This is a genomic window from Pseudoalteromonas sp. SR44-5, from assembly GCF_014163675.1.
Lineage (GTDB): Bacteria > Pseudomonadota > Gammaproteobacteria > Enterobacterales > Alteromonadaceae > Pseudoalteromonas > Pseudoalteromonas rhizosphaerae.
In genome coordinates, this window is record NZ_JACJDT010000003.1 from 32,308 (window position 1) to 47,703 (window position 15,396).

Here is a 15,396-nt window from a genome sequence, read left to right on the forward strand (position 1 = left end):
CTGTTGTCTTTTTGCACCGCTTTAGTTTTGTCACTGCTTAGTTAATTTAGTGAGATTGTTTCTTGCTGGATACTCAATAGCTTACTATCTTTATGGGAGTATCTATTTGGCCTCCTATATATGAATATATCAAAAAAATTAAAACTATCTTTTGCCTCCGCCATCGCCTTACCTCTTTTTATTATTGCAGCACTTGTTATCACGCAAACAAGAGAGCAAGCTATTGATAATTTTGCGCAAATGAGCGAAAGAGAAGCACGGCAAATAGATAATGGTATCGCTATATTTTTTGCCGAAATAGAAAAAAATGTTGATTATCTAGCTTCCCATCAAATGGTCTTAGCTGCCAAGCAAGATGTCAAAACTCATGTAGATACAAATAATTCGGTGATGCTAAAACATCTCCAAGGCAGCAGTGTTGAACGTGCCGCATTTCAACAGTTTGATCACTTCGGCCAAACTCACCCAGGGCTTGCTTATATTTATATGGGTAATGAACAAGGTGGTTATATTCAGTGGCCAGCGGGAGAAGTTAATGCTAATTATGACCCACGATCTCGACCTTGGTATTTAACAGGTAAATCTGCAAGTGGTAAAACGGTTCGCACTAGTGCTTATTATTGGGCAGCTGACGACATGGTTATAGTCTCTACTGTAAAAGCAATAAAAGATAATGGACAAATTATCGGTGTACAGGGAATGGATGTTTCTTTGCAAGGACTGACAGAAATTATTGCTAATATTAAGCTGGGTGAAACTGGTTACTTAATGCTGATCGAAGATACGGGAAACATACTTGTTGATGTTAAAAATGAAGATTTTCGTTTTAAACGTTTAACTGATATTGCGGGTGGGAAATACAAGCAGTTAGCGGCTAATACCCAAGGTCAGTTCGAAATTGTTATTAATGACAAAGATTTTATTGCCAATATTTATACTTCAGCTAAGTTAGGCTGGAAATTTATTGGCTTAGTTGAAAAGTCAGAGGTGATGAGCGCCGCAAACACCATGACCGTTACAATTTTAATTATTAGTGCGGTGCTAATTATTGTATTCATTTTAATCGCAAGTTATATCTCAAAAGTAATTTCTTCACCTATAGTTGAAGTCAGTGATGGCCTGGCTGAAATTGCGCAAGGCGGTGGTGACCTAACTCGACGGCTCACGATAAAAACTAAAGATGAGACGGCAAAGCTTGCCAATAGTTTTAACCTATTTTTAAACTTGATTGCTGATTTAGTAAGACAAATCAACGAGTGTGCATTAGATGTAAGCGGTACATCAGAGCAAACTTCTACACAAGCATCGCAATTAACTCGTTCTACCTCCCAACAACAACAAGCACTGGAAATGGCGGCAACTGCAATTAATCAAATGGCTGCGACAGCCAACGAAGTAGCTTCAAGTTGTGCTAATGCGGCAGATCTGGCTATGCAAACGCAACAGGCATCAGAGATAGGTCAAACAGTGATCACAGAGACCGTTCAAAGCGTGGTTGTTTTGAGCGAAGTGATAAGTAAAGCAACGGATGATATATCGCAACTTGACACTGAAAGTGAAAATATCATGTCAATTTTAGGCGTTATAAGAGGCATTGCTGAGCAAACTAATTTGCTTGCTTTAAATGCTGCAATAGAAGCTGCTAGAGCGGGGGATCATGGTCGTGGTTTTGCTGTCGTTGCAGATGAAGTACGTGCATTGTCGAAACGTACGTCTGAATCCACTGAAGAGATTGCTACGCAATTAGACAAATTACGTAGCATGTCTGGCCAAGTCACTACTGAAATGAAACGCAGTTTAGACAGCACTAATAAAACGGTTGAACTATCCCATGCTGCACAGCTGCAATTTACGGAAATTACAGCGTCTATTGTTAATATTAGTGACTTAAATACGCAGATAGCAACCGCTGCAGAAGAGCAGCAGCATGTCGCTGAAGATATAAATCGCAATGTTATAGAAATCAAAAATGCGGCTGATGATGTTAGTGAAATTGCTGCCAATACCAGTAATAATGGCGATAAATTAAAAACCTTATCACACGTTCTTACTGATCTAGTTGGAAAATTTAAAGTGTAGTAATAACAGTGGCTAAGAATAAAATACAAGCTGACAATACCGCTCATTAGTCTTCAATGCGAATACTCCAGTCAGCTTAATAGCCGATTCTATTTTTTTCCGGTATTAACTTGTTGGTATTTTTTGCGGATTAAAATTCAAACCTTGTTGTTTTATATGCTCGGTATAGTGGTAGGCCGATAATGGTTTTGAAAAATAAAAGCCTTGAAATTCTTTACATCCCATATTTGCCATAATTTCAACTTGTTGTTGTGTTTCAACTCCCTCAGATACGCATTTTATACCTAGCTCATCACACATGACGTGAATTGCTTTTACTAAGCTCTTTTGCCTTGTTGAGCTTGTAACTTGGCTTATTAGCGAGCGATCAAGTTTTAGCTTATTTATAGGATATTCGGCTAAGCGCGCAATATTTGAATAGCCCACACCAAAGTCATCAACAGAAATTGTGAATCCCCATGATTGTAGGTTTTGCATTAGCGCCAAGGAATATTCTTGGTTTGCTTCTAATGACGTTTCGGTCAGTTCTAATTCAATTTGACTTGGTTTGACATTAAAGTCCGCTAAGTATTTTACTAATTTTGACATGAAATCGCTTTGGCCAAAATCAAGCAATGATATATTTATTGCAACAGGTACTAGTGGAATTTCATCTTTGCTCCAAGTTGCAATTTGAGTACAGACTTTTTGAATTATGAGATCTGTGAGTCGGCTGATCATCCGGTATTCCTCTGCGATAGGAATAAACACCGCAGGTGATACAACACCAAGAGTTTTACTGTTCCAGCGTGCTAATGCTTCAAGTCCAATGCACTTGCCGTCATGTGTTACTTTAGGTTGATAGTGTAACTCTAACTCGGCGTTATGAAGTGCTTCGTCTAATAACATTGATATTTCATGTTTTTCTAAAAATGCTTGTGAGCGTTTCTCATCATAACCATTAATAGGGCGATGATTATCAGCAAGTTTTAATGCCTCTATTGCGTTGTTCAATACAGTAGCACTGCTTTTTCCTTGTCTTGGAAAGTTAGAAAAACCAAATAAAAACGACTGTTGGTATTTTCTGCCCCGCATTATATAAGGTTCATCAAGCGCATGTTTAACTTCGTTTAAAAGCTTATACTCTATTTTGTTAGCTGAGCTTGTAGTTATTATAAATGCTAATTTATTATTACCTACATGAGCGCACAGAACGAGGTCTTCATTAGAGTCTTTTAAGCGCTTATAAGCTGATACTAAATGTGCTTTTGCATCAGCTTTACTGTATTTGAGATTTAAATATTCATTATTTGCACTCTGGGTGATCACAATATAGAAATCACCTTGGTACTTTGCTACAAATCTTTCACACTGAAGCTCAAACCATTCTCTATTGGGAAGGTGTGTTTGACCATCGCTGTAACGTAAACGTTTGTTTTCTTGCTCCATTGCTAATAAGTTTTGTTTTATTTGATGTTGTTCAGTGCAGTCATCAAAGCGCAGCACACAATAATCAGAGTCAGTAACTTGCTGGTAATGTACAGTTTTATAGGTGTTTTTATATTTAAATACTTGGTTCTTTTGTGGGTTAGCTGCAATCACAAGATTAGGTAATAATTTATCGAGTTTAACTGTTGCTTTGAAATCAAATAACATTTTCGCTTGACTGTTAAAATCTATAACGGTGTTTTCACTATCGATAATTATTTTTGCAATACTTGATTCAGTAAAAAATGTTCTATAAAGCTCATTTTTTGCTGCTAGATGACTATTTGATTCTGCCATGGTTTGATTTAAGCGTTTTGCAGCAACAATGGTTCGCGCAACTGCGAGCGGAATACAGATATTAAAGAATAAAAATAATAGCCCTGATATATACCAGTCTGAATTTGGTAGTTGTGTATTTATAGAAGTCAGAGATGAAATATCAACGTTGTTTATTATAAAGTAAAAAGGCACGATATTTAAAATTGCATAACCTAGCGCGGTCCTCACACCTAACAGCATCAATGCAATAATAGGGCATGCATACATATACATAGAGCCTACCTTTGCAAGGTTGATGTCTGTTAAAAATACATTCATTGAGATTGTTGCGGCAACAATACTTAGTAGCAGGGCATGTGCACATAAAGTAAAGTATTTACGGCTAGCAATTAGTAAGGTGGCCATTGTCACAGAAAAGCTTGCAGCAAGCACAATAATATATATTAAGTTGAACTCAATTGCGGCGTTTAAAGTATGGCAAAATACTGAGAAACATAAAATTACACCAGCGGTTAAAATAATGCGTAGTGCACTGATACGCCAGTTAGGTACTAGAACGTTTGAATTAACGTGATCTGATAGTAAAAAGTAGCGACTTAAGTAATGCATTATAATTGGTGTAAATTTATCATATTTTTATTAGACCATTGATAAATAGCTAAAAGCAATAATTTATTAGTTTTAGATTTTACACTAGGAATAAATGCTTGGTTTATCGGCTGACTACAGATGAACTTAGTTATAATTGCACTAGCACCTAAGCTTTTATATTCTTAGGTGCTAGTTTATCAATACTTAGTTTTTGGGCTTTAATAGTGTTTTTAGTTCTGCTATTTGTGCCTTCAGCTCATTGATTTGTCCTTGGGTTGCCGGCAAGGAATCTACATCGGCTTGCTCTTCACGGGCATTGCGATGCTCCTGTGACATAACTTCTAGAATAGCGCCTACCATCATGTTTAAAAATACGAAAGCAGTTAAGAATATAAAAGTAAGGTAGTAAATCCAACTTAGTTTATAGACAGCCATAGTTTCGTACATGACGTCGGTCCAATCTTCAAAGGTTGCTATTCTGAACAGAGTCAACATTGAGATTGATACATCTCCCCACAGAAATGGATTTATCTCAGAAAATAACATGCTGCCAGTTGCGGCATAAATATAGAAAATAACAAACATTAACAGCGCAATATAGCCCATTTGCGGTATGGCTTTTAATAGTGAATTAACCAACAAACGTAGTTCTGGCACCATAGAGACTAAACGTAGTACGCGGAATATTCGTAGTAAACGGGCTATAAAAATGGTCGAACCTGCAGCAGGATATAAACTGCCAATGACGATTATAAAGTCAAAGATATTCCAGCCTTTGCTAAAAAAGTCTTTTAAGCCTTTACTTGCAACATAGCGGATAATTAGTTCTATTAAGAAAAACACCGTGATGCCCACGTCCATCCAATGTAAAGCAAATTCAACAGTGGGGTGTAACGAATAGGTGTGTGCACCAACGGTGAGCGCTGATACAACAATAACGGCGATAACAAATGATTGAAATATTTTACTTTTATCGATACGCTGGAACAGCTTTTGTAACTGCGACAACATCATAATTAGCCCTTAACGGTTATAGATATAAAACGTTTGCAATATACAGCAAAATCGTCATGGATGAATTACTTTTCCAGCTTAAAATGTAAGGAATTTTTAATGCTTTTCAATAGGCTAAAATGGGTTGTAAGTGCCTCAGCGGTACTGTTTTTAACCGGCTGTAGTTCAGATGCACGCTATCACGAAATTCAAGCTGCCCGTTTAGGTGAATGCAGCTACATGGCAGATAAAGAATATCATGAATGTATAAAGCGCCAAGAAGACGGTTACAAAAAATTTAAAAAGCAGCAAGACATAGTTCCAGAAAACGACTCAAGCCAAGAGCACACCAGTAAAAATGACTAAAACAGAAAAATTGTTAGATAAAGCACTTCGTAAGACTCTAACCATCGCTTGTGAAAATATAAAAGACAAGCACGCTGGTTTTAGTTACTTAACGCATACAGTCAATTTAAAAAAACCAAGAAATAGCTTGCATATAAGTTGTTTTTTTATTGATGAATTAGCACTATTAGAGGCAAACAATGAGCAACAATTGCCTTTAATTGAAGCGCAAATTAAGCAGCCGCTTGCGCTTATAAACATCAAGCCACAAGCAATTAATTTTTCATCATAGTTTCGTTTTTAAGGTAAAATAAGTTTTTTAAACACTGCTTTGCGTTAAGAAATAACCGATAGTAGCGATGACGCACTTGAAATTCAGGCTTTTCATTTGTGTAACTATTTGATCATTAACAGAGTTCACTTAAGAGCTAAGCGATGATGTGAAATGACATGTCAATAGTTGCAAAAAAGACAATAACTCAGCGCGTATTTTTCGCTCTCGATTGATTTATTAATACTGTATTGATTGGTTATTTTAAGTAGAATGCTCAGTTTAGACAGGGTATGTGATTTAGTGTAATGGCTACTTATTCAAAAAATTTTATAGCTAAACGACTTAGTTTCGTTAGTTCCTATTTCAATTCAGCTATTATTATAAATCTTATAGTTGCTGTTTTTGTTATTTTTAGTGGCATTAATCAAAGTGACTCTGTAGGAAAGTTGTATTGGTTTTGTATTCTTATTTTCGTATTTTCACTGCGCATTTTAAATCATGTTTTTTTAAGTAATGACAATAATATAAAGTACCATTGTTACTTTATTGGTGTATTTTTAACTGGTTTGACTTGGGCTGTGTTCCCAATATTATTTTTTGAAGATATGCAGATGTCAGAGAAATTTGTCACGCTGGTTGTTTTTAGCTCATTAGCAGGGGGAGCTGTCAATGTTCTGTCCTCCGATATTCGCTCAGCCTTCAGCTATATTACTTTTTTGCTTATCCCATTTAGTATATTGCTTTTATTTCAACCAGACGATAATGAAAATGTTTTAGGCATATTGGGAATTGTATTGTGGTTTATTTTGTGTTTTGTCAGTGCAATACGCGCAGCTAAAGATGTAAAAACCTCAATTAATAATGAAATTAAGCTCGATTTATTTATCCATAATCTAGAAAAAGAAGTGCAAGTTCGTACTGAGAAAATAATTAATTTAGAGCAACGTGATAATTTAACTCAATTATTTAACCGGGGGAGCTTTTTCTCTAATGTCGATCTCGATTTAGCTCAAAATATCAATAACATTAAAGCTGTTCTATTTTTAGATATGGATGACTTTAAAATACTTAATGATAAATATGGTCATGAGTTTGGAGATTTTGTTCTTGCTGAAACTGGAAAACGTTTATTATCGATAGAAAAAAAACGGGAAATGATTGCTTGTAGGTGGGGAGGGGACGAATTTATTCTTTATTCGTGTCACGCGAGTAAAGCTGAGCTGATAAGTAACACGACAAAGCTTGTTGATAATTTAACCCAGCCTGTCGTTAAAGATAACCTGAATATTAGACCCTCCTTTAAAGTGGGCTTGTTTTACACTCGCACAAACTTTGACCTTACTCAAGCTATCAAATATGCTGATGTTGCAATGTACGAAGGTAAAAAAAATCGCAATGAAATTTCAATATTTGATGAACGTATGATGCAAGCTCTTAATAGAGAAGAGATGTTACGTAGATCAATTAAAGAGAGTGTTGAACAAGGAGGCTTTCATCTTTGTTATCAGCCTATTGTTGATATAATCGATAATAAAATAATTACTTTCGAAGTGCTGTTACGTTGGCATTTAAATGATGAATTTATTCCCCCTTCAGAATTTATCGACATAGCAGAACGCTATGGCCAAATTAACTTTTTAGGGGAGTTTGTTTTAGAGCAAGCGATTGCAAGTTTGAGTAAGTTAAACAAACTCGACAATACGATTGCACTATCAATCAACGTATCTGTACTGCAACTTGAAAGTCATGATTTTATTATATTTTTAAAGAATTTATTAAATCGGTATTGTGTTAACACAAATAACATACATTTAGAAATTACAGAAACTATAATGATTAAAAATTTAGTCTATTTATCTAAAGTTATCACACAATTAAAAAGCATTGGCGTACGTATTTCTATTGATGACTTTGGCACTGGGTTTTCCTCGATTTCTGTTTTAAAAGAACTTTCTGTTGATTATATAAAGATAGATAAATCTTATGTTGATAATATTTGTGAGCACTCAAAAGATAAAAGTATTGTTTCAGCAGTGACTAAAATGTCGCATATGATTGGTTGTAAAGTGATAGCGGAAGGTGTGGAGCGTAACGATCAGTTAGCTTTATTAAAAGGTTTAGAAGTTGATAGCTATCAAGGTTATTTATTTAGTAAACCAGTTAAATTTGAACAGGCGCTTGAACTGCTTAGATGAACTTAGGCTTAAGTGATACCTATAAATTTACCAGCATGATTTTGCGGTTATTATCAGTGCAACTAAACCTGAAAAAATGATGATTACGGTGCTTTAGTTTGGTATCAAGATGACATACAGCTATAATCCAACAAAAATAGTAAAAGAGATCCATTATGGCAGTTCCTACTCGTTCACAAATCACCCCTGGCACCGAAGTTAATATCGTTTTAAAACAAGATCAGCGCAGCGGCACATTAACGCAAGGTGTTGTTGAGCGCCTTTTGACTAAATCACCCAATCATCCGCATGGTATTAAAGTGCGCTTAGAGGATGGTCAAGTAGGGCGAGTGAAAGAGATTTTGTCATGAGTGCACTTACTTTAAGCGAATTCTGGCAATTAGTTACCGTTGCAGATAGAACCGCAGAGCCAGAATCAGTCAGTGAACGTTTAAAAGGTTTACTTACAGATTTAAGCGATGCACAGCTCATTGAATTTGATAAGCAATTTAGCATTTGTATGCGCCAAAGTTATACTTGGGAGCTATTCGGTGCTGCGTTTGTAATGGCCGGTTGCAATGATGAATACGGTTTCTCAGAATTTCGTTGTTGGTTAATTTCTCGTGGTGAAGCAGCTTTTAATACTGCGCTTGAAAATGCTGATTCTTTGGCTGATTGCACACCTGTTTATCATTTAAACGAGCAGCCTTATCCTTACTTAGATGAGTATGACTTGATCGCTGGTTTATTATATGAACAGCGTAATGAAGACGAATTACCCTTTGCTCCTTCAGGCCTTGATCAACCCAAAGGTAAGCGCTTTAAAGATAAGCCTAAATTTTTAAAGTTGGCATATCCGCAACTATTTGCTAAATATTGGCAGTAACATAATATTAAAAACCAACCATGACTCAGTATACTGGCTGGTTTTTATTTTAATCACCGTAGCTATGCTATGCTGAGTATATAAATCAATAAATGTCAGGTATTTAATGCGCTATCGTAAAGTATTACTGTGTTTAGTGTCGGTTTGTTTAACTACAGTTGTCAGTGCTAAAACTGAGCTGCCAAGTAATAAAAGTCAGTTTATTAATTTATTCAATACTAAGGTTGGTAGTTATCAATTGGTATCAGGTGAGGCTAAAATGTGTGCTGGTGGACAGTTAGCATGGCTTGATGCAAATGAGCCTGATCTTGGCTTTAAGCTCGGTGATGAAATTATTTTTAATAACTTACACCATGGCACACAAACGAATAAAGTCGCTAACTTTTGTTTGGTCACTACTAAGTATAAATACACCACGCAAAGCATTACCATGTCACTACGCCATACTCGCTGTGAAAACGAGACAGATAATTTAGACACGAGCCAAACGCTGCGTTTTATTTCGCCTACAACGCTTGCGTACAGTGTAGAGAGCAGTAATGTTCGTTGTCAGTTTGAACTACAACTTTAAATTTAACGATAATGTGAGTTTTTTATAAATCACAACTTATTTTCGGTAAATGCTGCCAACGCGTTGTGTACTGAGGCGATAAAAATGCACGCTTCATATGCCATGCTTGGCTTTGTTGTTGACTTGCCAGAGTTAGCGTATCGCAGCCGTATCGCTTATTAATTGAATCTAAACACTCCATTAGTTTTATGTTGTCTTGGCTAGGAGCAAATAGGTCGGGTTGTTGAAACTGTTGTGAACTAAGCTCGAGTGCACCCACACCACATTTATAAAAACGGACGTTGTGTTGATATAGCTGCGTAAATATTTCGCTAATTGCTTTAGCAAATACACGGCTATCTGCGCTAGATACGGGTAACTCATACACTAATGATTTTTTATAGTAATGTGACTCATGGGGCGAGCTTGCCACAAATAGTAACAGGCGTTTAGTTAAGGAGCGTTGCTGACGTAGTTTGCGAGCGACAATAATACTGTGATTGATCAACGCTGTTTTTAATGCAACCGGATCAGTTAAACGTTCACCAAAACTACGGGTCGAAAAAATTTCACGCTTATCTTGGCGTACATCATCCCAATTTAAACACACAATGCCATTTAGCTCATTAACTGTACGCTCAAGCACGACGCTAAATAAACGTTTCATACGTTGTGGTGTTTGTTTGGCTAAATCAAGCGCGCTGTTAATGTTAAGTAGTTTGAGTTTTTTAGCTAAACGTCTGCCAACGCCCCATACATCAGCTACATCCATCGCGGCTAAAATATGTTGTCGTGCTTGTTCGCTATCAATCACTGCAATTCCATTAAAACCGTTGAGCTTTTTAGCAGCATGATTTGCGGCTTTTGCCAATGTTGGTGTAGGGCCAAAGCCAACTCCAACAGGGAGTTTTGTTTCGCGCCAAACTGTGCGACGAATTAACTGGCCATACTGATGCCAGTCATTAATGAGTGGGGTAAAGCCGTTAAACTGCAAAAATGCTTCATCAATCGAATATACGTGTTGGGTGTCGCAAAAACGGCTGATCACATTCATCATTTTATCGCTTAGATCCGCGTACAACTCATAATTAGATGAGCGAATAACCACCTTATGTTTGGCCAGTAAATGTTTAACTTTAAAGTAGGGCTGAAACTTAGGGATATTTAAGCGCCGTGCGATAGGACATATCGCACAAATGCAGCCATCGTTATTGGTTAATACCACAACAGGTTTTGAGCGGATCGCTGGATCAAATACTTTTTCAGCGCTGGCGTAAAACGCCACTGCATCCACTAAGCAATACATTGGCGCAGCTCAGCACTAGAGCGATGTAATCGAATCGAACGAGTAACCACACCTTCTAATTGAAATTCATCACTATCAGTCAGTTGCACTGGGGGATATAAGTCCGATGCAGAGAGTAGCCGTGCATTAGTTTTATCTAATAATTTACAAACAAATAAACCATTTAAGTTAGCTACAATGACATCACCATTTTTAGCTTCTTCGGCGCGATCAACCAATAATAAATCGCCGTCAAAAATACCGACCTCTTGCATTGAGCAGCCGGATGCCACACCAATAAACGTCGCATCGGGGTGTTTGATCAATAGCTGATCCAGTGATAAACCAAGTTCTTTATACTGAGCAGCAGGTGATTCAAACCCGCATACGCCCGCTTCGATATAAATAGGAATAACAAACATAAATAATTAACCAAACACATGCACTGTATAAGTGTACAGTATATGTGTTTTAGTTAACTTATGCCAAGTAATGAAGTTGCGATCACTGCATATTTTTAATCATTTTTTGAGCAGTATCTAAAAAGTCATTGATTTGTTGAGAGTTTAAGTTTTTGCACATTTGCTCATTAACATGCTGTTCGGCGTTTAATAGTTTGTCATAAAGAGCATGACCTTCAGAGGTAAACGATAAGATAAAGCAACGCTTATCGTGCTCACTGGCATCTTTGTCAATCAGATTTAATGTAATTAATTCTTTAACTAAGCGTGCAATTTGCGCTTTATCGCGCTGGGTTTGATTCACAATATCGTTAGCAGTGCAGTGAGTTGTCGCTGCAATAATATGTAGACAACGCACATGCATTGCGTTTAACCCAAGCTCACCTGCATTAATGGCTTCGCGTATGGTAACGCGATAATTTTGCATTAAAGCAAATAATGTATTGGCCAATGAAGAGTTCATAATAAATCCATAATGGTTGACAATGTCAATTAAATTGCTATAGTTGATTTTATCAACCAATGGGGCGTTGTGCAATTAAACACGTAAATAAATCTTCTGAGGAGATCAAAATGAGTAGAAAAGTACGTCGTGCAACCGTAATAAGCACAACAGCGATAGCTCCGCATTTAAAGCGTCTGGTTGTTGGCTCAGATGAGTTTCATGATTTTCCTGCGGATCAACAAGGTGCGTACGTAAAAGTACTATTACCACATGCTGGACAAGATGAGGTTGAAATTGACCTCAAAGCCGCTAACCCTGCACCTAAGCGCTCATATACAATCAGAGCTATAGATACTATTAACCATACAATTACGCTTGATTTTGTCGTCAATCAGCATCGTGGTATCGCAACTGATTGGGCTAAACAAGCAAAGCCTGGTGATAAACTCGCAATTGCAGGCCCTGGCCCTAAAAAGCTAGATGATTTTAGTCACTCGCAGTATTTGATGATTGCTGATTTAACCTCAGTTAATGCTATTAACGGGTATTTACAGCAACTACCTGAAACAGCTGATGTTGATGTGATCATTCATGTTACTGACTCGCAGGATGTTATCGAGCTCGATACAATCAAAGCACACAGCAAGCACACTATAAATTGGTTAATTACAATGCAGCCGCAAATAGATGTGGTTGATCAGGCTTCAGTGCTATTGACTCAATATACGCAAAAACCATTGATTTTCATGGCGCTAGAAGCTGCTATTGTGCGCACCATTAAAGATTTAGCGATTGATAAATATGCAATACCGCGTGAGAAGATTGTCTGCTCAGCGTATTGGAAGCAAGGTGTTGATGCAGATGGCAAGCTAACGGTTTAATCACATTATTAGCAGCAAGTAAGGGAATTAGAGTGCATACCCGTGAGAGGAAGTTTACTTAAACAAAATAAGCGTCTCACAGCACTTACTTTAGAATAAGTAAACTTAGGTATGCACTCAGGTTCGGTGTCGAGACGTTAAAGAGTGTTAGCCAATCGATTTAAATATTTAACCATTCTAGCGGGCTAAATAAAGCGCTCACTGTATTAGTAGTTTTTGATGTAGAGCAAGAAAAAATAGCTAAGCCTTTATTGTGTGTTTGATTGTCGCAATGTCTATCTCGACAATTGCTCCACGCTTTTGGATCACTTGGGCGGCCAGTAAATTACCCGCTTGTGCACATTGTTTTATAGGTTGCTCTGTGAGCCACTGCGCTAAAAAACCAGCATTAAATGAATCACCCGCAGCGGTGGTATCAACGATGTTTGCTATTTTTACAGTGCTAAACAGCTCGACTGAAATTGAATTGTCAAGGTGTTTTTTACTGTATTGGCAGCCATCTGCGCCGAGTTTTACAACGACCTCGTGAGCGCCTTGTTGGTGCAAACGCTCGGTACATTGCGCAACATTACTATCTCCCCATAATTGTGCTTCATCGTCAAAAGTCACTAATGCTAAATCGGCTAGTGCGTATGCTTTATTATTGGCAAGGTGGCAGTGCATTTTGCTTGACCATAATGCAGGGCGATAGTTGCTATCATAAATAATTTTTATCCCTTGCTGTTTTAGTAACGCTAAATGGCTGAGTAAAGTATGGCAATCTTGCTCTGCTAAAATTGCCAGCGAGATCCCCGATAAATAAATAGCATCAACTTCGGCAAGACTGGTTAGTACTTTTTTAAAATCAGCATGTTGCAATAAATATTTAGCGGCTGAGTCGCTACGCCAATACTGAAAAGTACGCTCCCCTGACACATCGTTTTGAATCATATACAAACCCGGTTGTTTGTTATGACTGAGCAGCACATTGTCAGTATTAATATGGTGAGCTTGCCATTTTTCAATCAGTGCACGACTTAGTGGATCAGTGCCCATGGCACTGACGTAATTGACGTTTACTTCATTGCCTGCGAGTTTTTTTAAGTAAATGGCGGTATTCATGCTATCGCCGCCATAATTTTGTTGCATGGCAGTAAATGGTTGGCCGCTAAGCTCAACCATACATTCGCCAATAATTGCGATGGACTTAGCTGTCATTTATAACGTCACTCCTTTTTTCCAAATAGCGACTTCACGAATGTCGTTTATTTCATTGCAAGTTGGCTGGCCGTTTACGATGTTGACTAGCAGTTCAACAAACTCCCCGTGGACTTGCTCCATTGAGACATCGTTAATTAAAACGCCAGCGTCAAAATCTATCCAGCGTTTTTTCTTATTGGCAAGTTCTGAATTAGTAGCAATTTTTAACGTTGGCACAAATCCACCATAAGGCGTACCGCGACCAGTGGTAAATAACACCATATGACAACCTGCAGCACCAAGTGCGCTGGTGGCAATAGGGTCGTTACCTGGTGCATCCAATAGATTTAATCCAGGTATTTGCAGGCGCTCACCATAGTGCAAAACCGCTTGTACTTTGCTGGTGCCGGCTTTTTGCGTACACCCTAACGATTTATCTTCTAAGGTAGTGATCCCGCCTTTTTTATTACCTGGCGACGGATTTTCATAAATCGGTTGATTATGAGCTTTGTAATAACCTTTAAAGTTATTAACCATGTTAACGAGCTTGTTAAAGGTTTCCTCGTCTTTACAGCGCGACATTAATAAAGTTTCAGCGCCAAACATTTCAGGTACTTCGGTTAATACCGTTGTGCCACCTTGAGCAATTAAATAATCTGAAAAATAACCCAGCATCGGATTCGCCGTGATACCAGACAAACCATCGCTGCCACCACATTCAAGGCCAAACTTTACTTCAGATAAAGTACCTGGTTGACGTTTATCTTGTTTTACTTGGGCATAAATTTGTTCAAGTAGCGCAACGCCTTCTTCAATTTCGTCATCGGCTTGTTGGGTGATTAAAAACTTAATGCGGCCTTCATCGTAATCCCCTAAGCCATCACGAAATGCCGGTAATTGATTATTTTCACAGCCTAAGCCAACGACTAAAGCGCCACCCGCATTTGGATGCAGTGCCATGTTTTGTAGCAGTATCCGTGTTGTATCTAAATCATCACCGAGCTGAGAGCAGCCAAACTGGTGAGGAAACGCATAAATGCCATCAATTTCTAATTGTGGATGACGCAGTTTAAACTCTTTGATCATTTGGTTGATCATGCCATTGACGCAGCCTACCGTAGGGATCAGCCAGATTTCATTACGAATGCCAATTTCACCGTTTTGTCTACGATAAATATTTACTTCAGGCGAAGGGGTCGCTTCACTTTGTTCAATAAACTCAGGAACATACTGATAATCCAGTTCATCATTGAGGGTGGTTTTAACGCAATGGGTATGCACCCAACCGCCTTTTTGAATATTCTCTAGGGCAAAGCCAATGGGGGCACCGTATTTAATAACATTCTCTTGTTTATTAATATCGCGCAGCGCCACTTTATGGCCTTTATCAATGTTCTCATTGACTAAGATCTCTTCGCCATCAACGGGCAATATTTCACCAGCGGTGATATTACGCATTGCAATGGCAACATCATCAGTTGGGTGTAGTTTAATTAATGGTTTCATA

Annotated in this window: 15 protein-coding genes; 8 read left to right on the forward strand and 7 right to left on the reverse strand. The window is 37.8% G+C overall.

The genetic code is table 11. From position 1 onward, the window contains the following. Nucleotides 1-120: 120 nt before the first annotated feature. Nucleotides 121-2,079, forward strand: a complete 1,959-nt coding sequence (locus H5154_RS02265) for a methyl-accepting chemotaxis protein (protein ID WP_149980254.1) — start codon at nt 121-123, stop codon at nt 2,077-2,079. Between the two features lie 105 nt (nt 2,080-2,184). Here the strand turns inward: H5154_RS02265 and H5154_RS02270 are convergent, their stop codons facing one another. Both H5154_RS02270 and H5154_RS02275 read right to left on the reverse strand, forming a co-directional pair. Next, the gene (locus tag H5154_RS02270) at nt 2,185-4,434 is read right to left on the reverse strand and encodes a bifunctional diguanylate cyclase/phosphodiesterase (RefSeq protein WP_182717250.1); all 2,250 of its coding nucleotides are present in this window, start codon (nt 4,432-4,434) and stop codon (nt 2,185-2,187) included. Nucleotides 4,435-4,620: 186 nt separating this feature from the next. Next, nucleotides 4,621-5,427: an ion transporter gene (locus H5154_RS02275; protein WP_182717347.1), complete on the reverse strand. Its 807-nt coding sequence runs from the start codon at nt 5,425-5,427 to the stop codon at nt 4,621-4,623. A gap of 102 nt (nt 5,428-5,529) precedes the next feature. Here H5154_RS02275 and H5154_RS02280 point away from each other — a divergent pair, with 102 nt between their 5' ends. From H5154_RS02280 to H5154_RS02305, 6 genes are all read left to right on the forward strand, one after another. Beyond that, nucleotides 5,530-5,775, forward strand: a complete 246-nt coding sequence (locus H5154_RS02280) for a hypothetical protein (RefSeq protein WP_182717251.1) — start codon at nt 5,530-5,532, stop codon at nt 5,773-5,775. Then, complete coding sequence (locus H5154_RS02285) at nt 5,768-6,046, forward strand: hypothetical protein (RefSeq protein ID WP_182717252.1); 279 nt, start codon at nt 5,768-5,770, stop codon at nt 6,044-6,046. Before H5154_RS02280 ends, H5154_RS02285 begins: the two co-directional genes overlap by 8 nt. 287 nt (nt 6,047-6,333) lie before the next feature. Further along, nucleotides 6,334-8,223, forward strand: coding sequence for a bifunctional diguanylate cyclase/phosphodiesterase (locus H5154_RS02290; protein WP_182717253.1), 1,890 nt, complete (start codon nt 6,334-6,336; stop codon nt 8,221-8,223). Nucleotides 8,224-8,378: 155 nt separating this feature from the next. Next, the gene (locus H5154_RS02295; RefSeq protein ID WP_145239148.1) at nt 8,379-8,573 is read left to right on the forward strand and encodes a YwbE family protein; all 195 of its coding nucleotides are present in this window, start codon (nt 8,379-8,381) and stop codon (nt 8,571-8,573) included. Then, the gene (locus H5154_RS02300; protein ID WP_182717254.1) at nt 8,570-9,088 is read left to right on the forward strand and encodes a DUF4240 domain-containing protein; all 519 of its coding nucleotides are present in this window, start codon (nt 8,570-8,572) and stop codon (nt 9,086-9,088) included. Before H5154_RS02295 ends, H5154_RS02300 begins: the two co-directional genes overlap by 4 nt. Before the next feature lie 106 nt (nt 9,089-9,194). After that, the gene (locus H5154_RS02305) at nt 9,195-9,659 is read left to right on the forward strand and encodes a hypothetical protein (RefSeq protein ID WP_145239144.1); all 465 of its coding nucleotides are present in this window, start codon (nt 9,195-9,197) and stop codon (nt 9,657-9,659) included. 22 nt (nt 9,660-9,681) lie between these two features. Here the strand turns inward: H5154_RS02305 and H5154_RS02310 are convergent, their stop codons facing one another. From H5154_RS02310 to H5154_RS02320, 3 genes are all read right to left on the reverse strand, one after another. Beyond that, complete coding sequence (locus tag H5154_RS02310) at nt 9,682-10,944, reverse strand: Y-family DNA polymerase (protein ID WP_182717255.1); 1,263 nt, start codon at nt 10,942-10,944, stop codon at nt 9,682-9,684. After that, nucleotides 10,932-11,345: a LexA family transcriptional regulator gene (locus H5154_RS02315; RefSeq protein WP_145239137.1), complete on the reverse strand. Its 414-nt coding sequence runs from the start codon at nt 11,343-11,345 to the stop codon at nt 10,932-10,934. The genes H5154_RS02310 and H5154_RS02315 overlap by 13 nt, the downstream gene beginning before the upstream one ends. Nucleotides 11,346-11,427: 82 nt before the next feature. Then, nucleotides 11,428-11,847, reverse strand: coding sequence for a MarR family winged helix-turn-helix transcriptional regulator (locus tag H5154_RS02320; RefSeq protein ID WP_182717256.1), 420 nt, complete (start codon nt 11,845-11,847; stop codon nt 11,428-11,430). Between the two features lie 110 nt (nt 11,848-11,957). Between H5154_RS02320 and H5154_RS02325 the strand changes: the two genes are divergently transcribed. Next, nucleotides 11,958-12,710, forward strand: coding sequence for a siderophore-interacting protein (locus H5154_RS02325; RefSeq protein WP_182717257.1), 753 nt, complete (start codon nt 11,958-11,960; stop codon nt 12,708-12,710). A 240-nt stretch (nt 12,711-12,950) separates the two neighbouring features. Here the strand turns inward: H5154_RS02325 and H5154_RS02330 are convergent, their stop codons facing one another. Continuing rightward, complete coding sequence (locus tag H5154_RS02330; RefSeq protein WP_182717258.1) at nt 12,951-13,907, reverse strand: sugar kinase; 957 nt, start codon at nt 13,905-13,907, stop codon at nt 12,951-12,953. Continuing rightward, the gene (locus H5154_RS02335; RefSeq protein ID WP_182717259.1) at nt 13,908-15,395 is read right to left on the reverse strand and encodes a UxaA family hydrolase; all 1,488 of its coding nucleotides are present in this window, start codon (nt 15,393-15,395) and stop codon (nt 13,908-13,910) included. Between the last annotated feature and the right edge of the window lies 1 nt (nt 15,396).

Coding starts and splice junctions, on each gene's coding strand:
- H5154_RS02265 (WP_149980254.1), top strand. CDS start 121: ATGAATATATCAAAAAAATTAAAACTATCTTTTGCCTCCGCCATCGCC.
- H5154_RS02270 (WP_182717250.1), bottom strand. CDS start 4,434: ATGCATTACTTAAGTCGCTACTTTTTACTATCAGATCACGTTAATTCA.
- H5154_RS02275 (WP_182717347.1), bottom strand. CDS start 5,427: ATGTTGTCGCAGTTACAAAAGCTGTTCCAGCGTATCGATAAAAGTAAA.
- H5154_RS02280 (WP_182717251.1), top strand. CDS start 5,530: ATGCTTTTCAATAGGCTAAAATGGGTTGTAAGTGCCTCAGCGGTACTG.
- H5154_RS02285 (WP_182717252.1), top strand. CDS start 5,768: ATGACTAAAACAGAAAAATTGTTAGATAAAGCACTTCGTAAGACTCTA.
- H5154_RS02290 (WP_182717253.1), top strand. CDS start 6,334: ATGGCTACTTATTCAAAAAATTTTATAGCTAAACGACTTAGTTTCGTT.
- H5154_RS02295 (WP_145239148.1), top strand. CDS start 8,379: ATGGCAGTTCCTACTCGTTCACAAATCACCCCTGGCACCGAAGTTAAT.
- H5154_RS02300 (WP_182717254.1), top strand. CDS start 8,570: ATGAGTGCACTTACTTTAAGCGAATTCTGGCAATTAGTTACCGTTGCA.
- H5154_RS02305 (WP_145239144.1), top strand. CDS start 9,195: ATGCGCTATCGTAAAGTATTACTGTGTTTAGTGTCGGTTTGTTTAACT.
- H5154_RS02310 (WP_182717255.1), bottom strand. CDS start 10,944: ATGTATTGCTTAGTGGATGCAGTGGCGTTTTACGCCAGCGCTGAAAAA.
- H5154_RS02315 (WP_145239137.1), bottom strand. CDS start 11,345: ATGTTTGTTATTCCTATTTATATCGAAGCGGGCGTATGCGGGTTTGAA.
- H5154_RS02320 (WP_182717256.1), bottom strand. CDS start 11,847: ATGAACTCTTCATTGGCCAATACATTATTTGCTTTAATGCAAAATTAT.
- H5154_RS02325 (WP_182717257.1), top strand. CDS start 11,958: ATGAGTAGAAAAGTACGTCGTGCAACCGTAATAAGCACAACAGCGATA.
- H5154_RS02330 (WP_182717258.1), bottom strand. CDS start 13,907: ATGACAGCTAAGTCCATCGCAATTATTGGCGAATGTATGGTTGAGCTT.
- H5154_RS02335 (WP_182717259.1), bottom strand. CDS start 15,395: ATGAAACCATTAATTAAACTACACCCAACTGATGATGTTGCCATTGCA.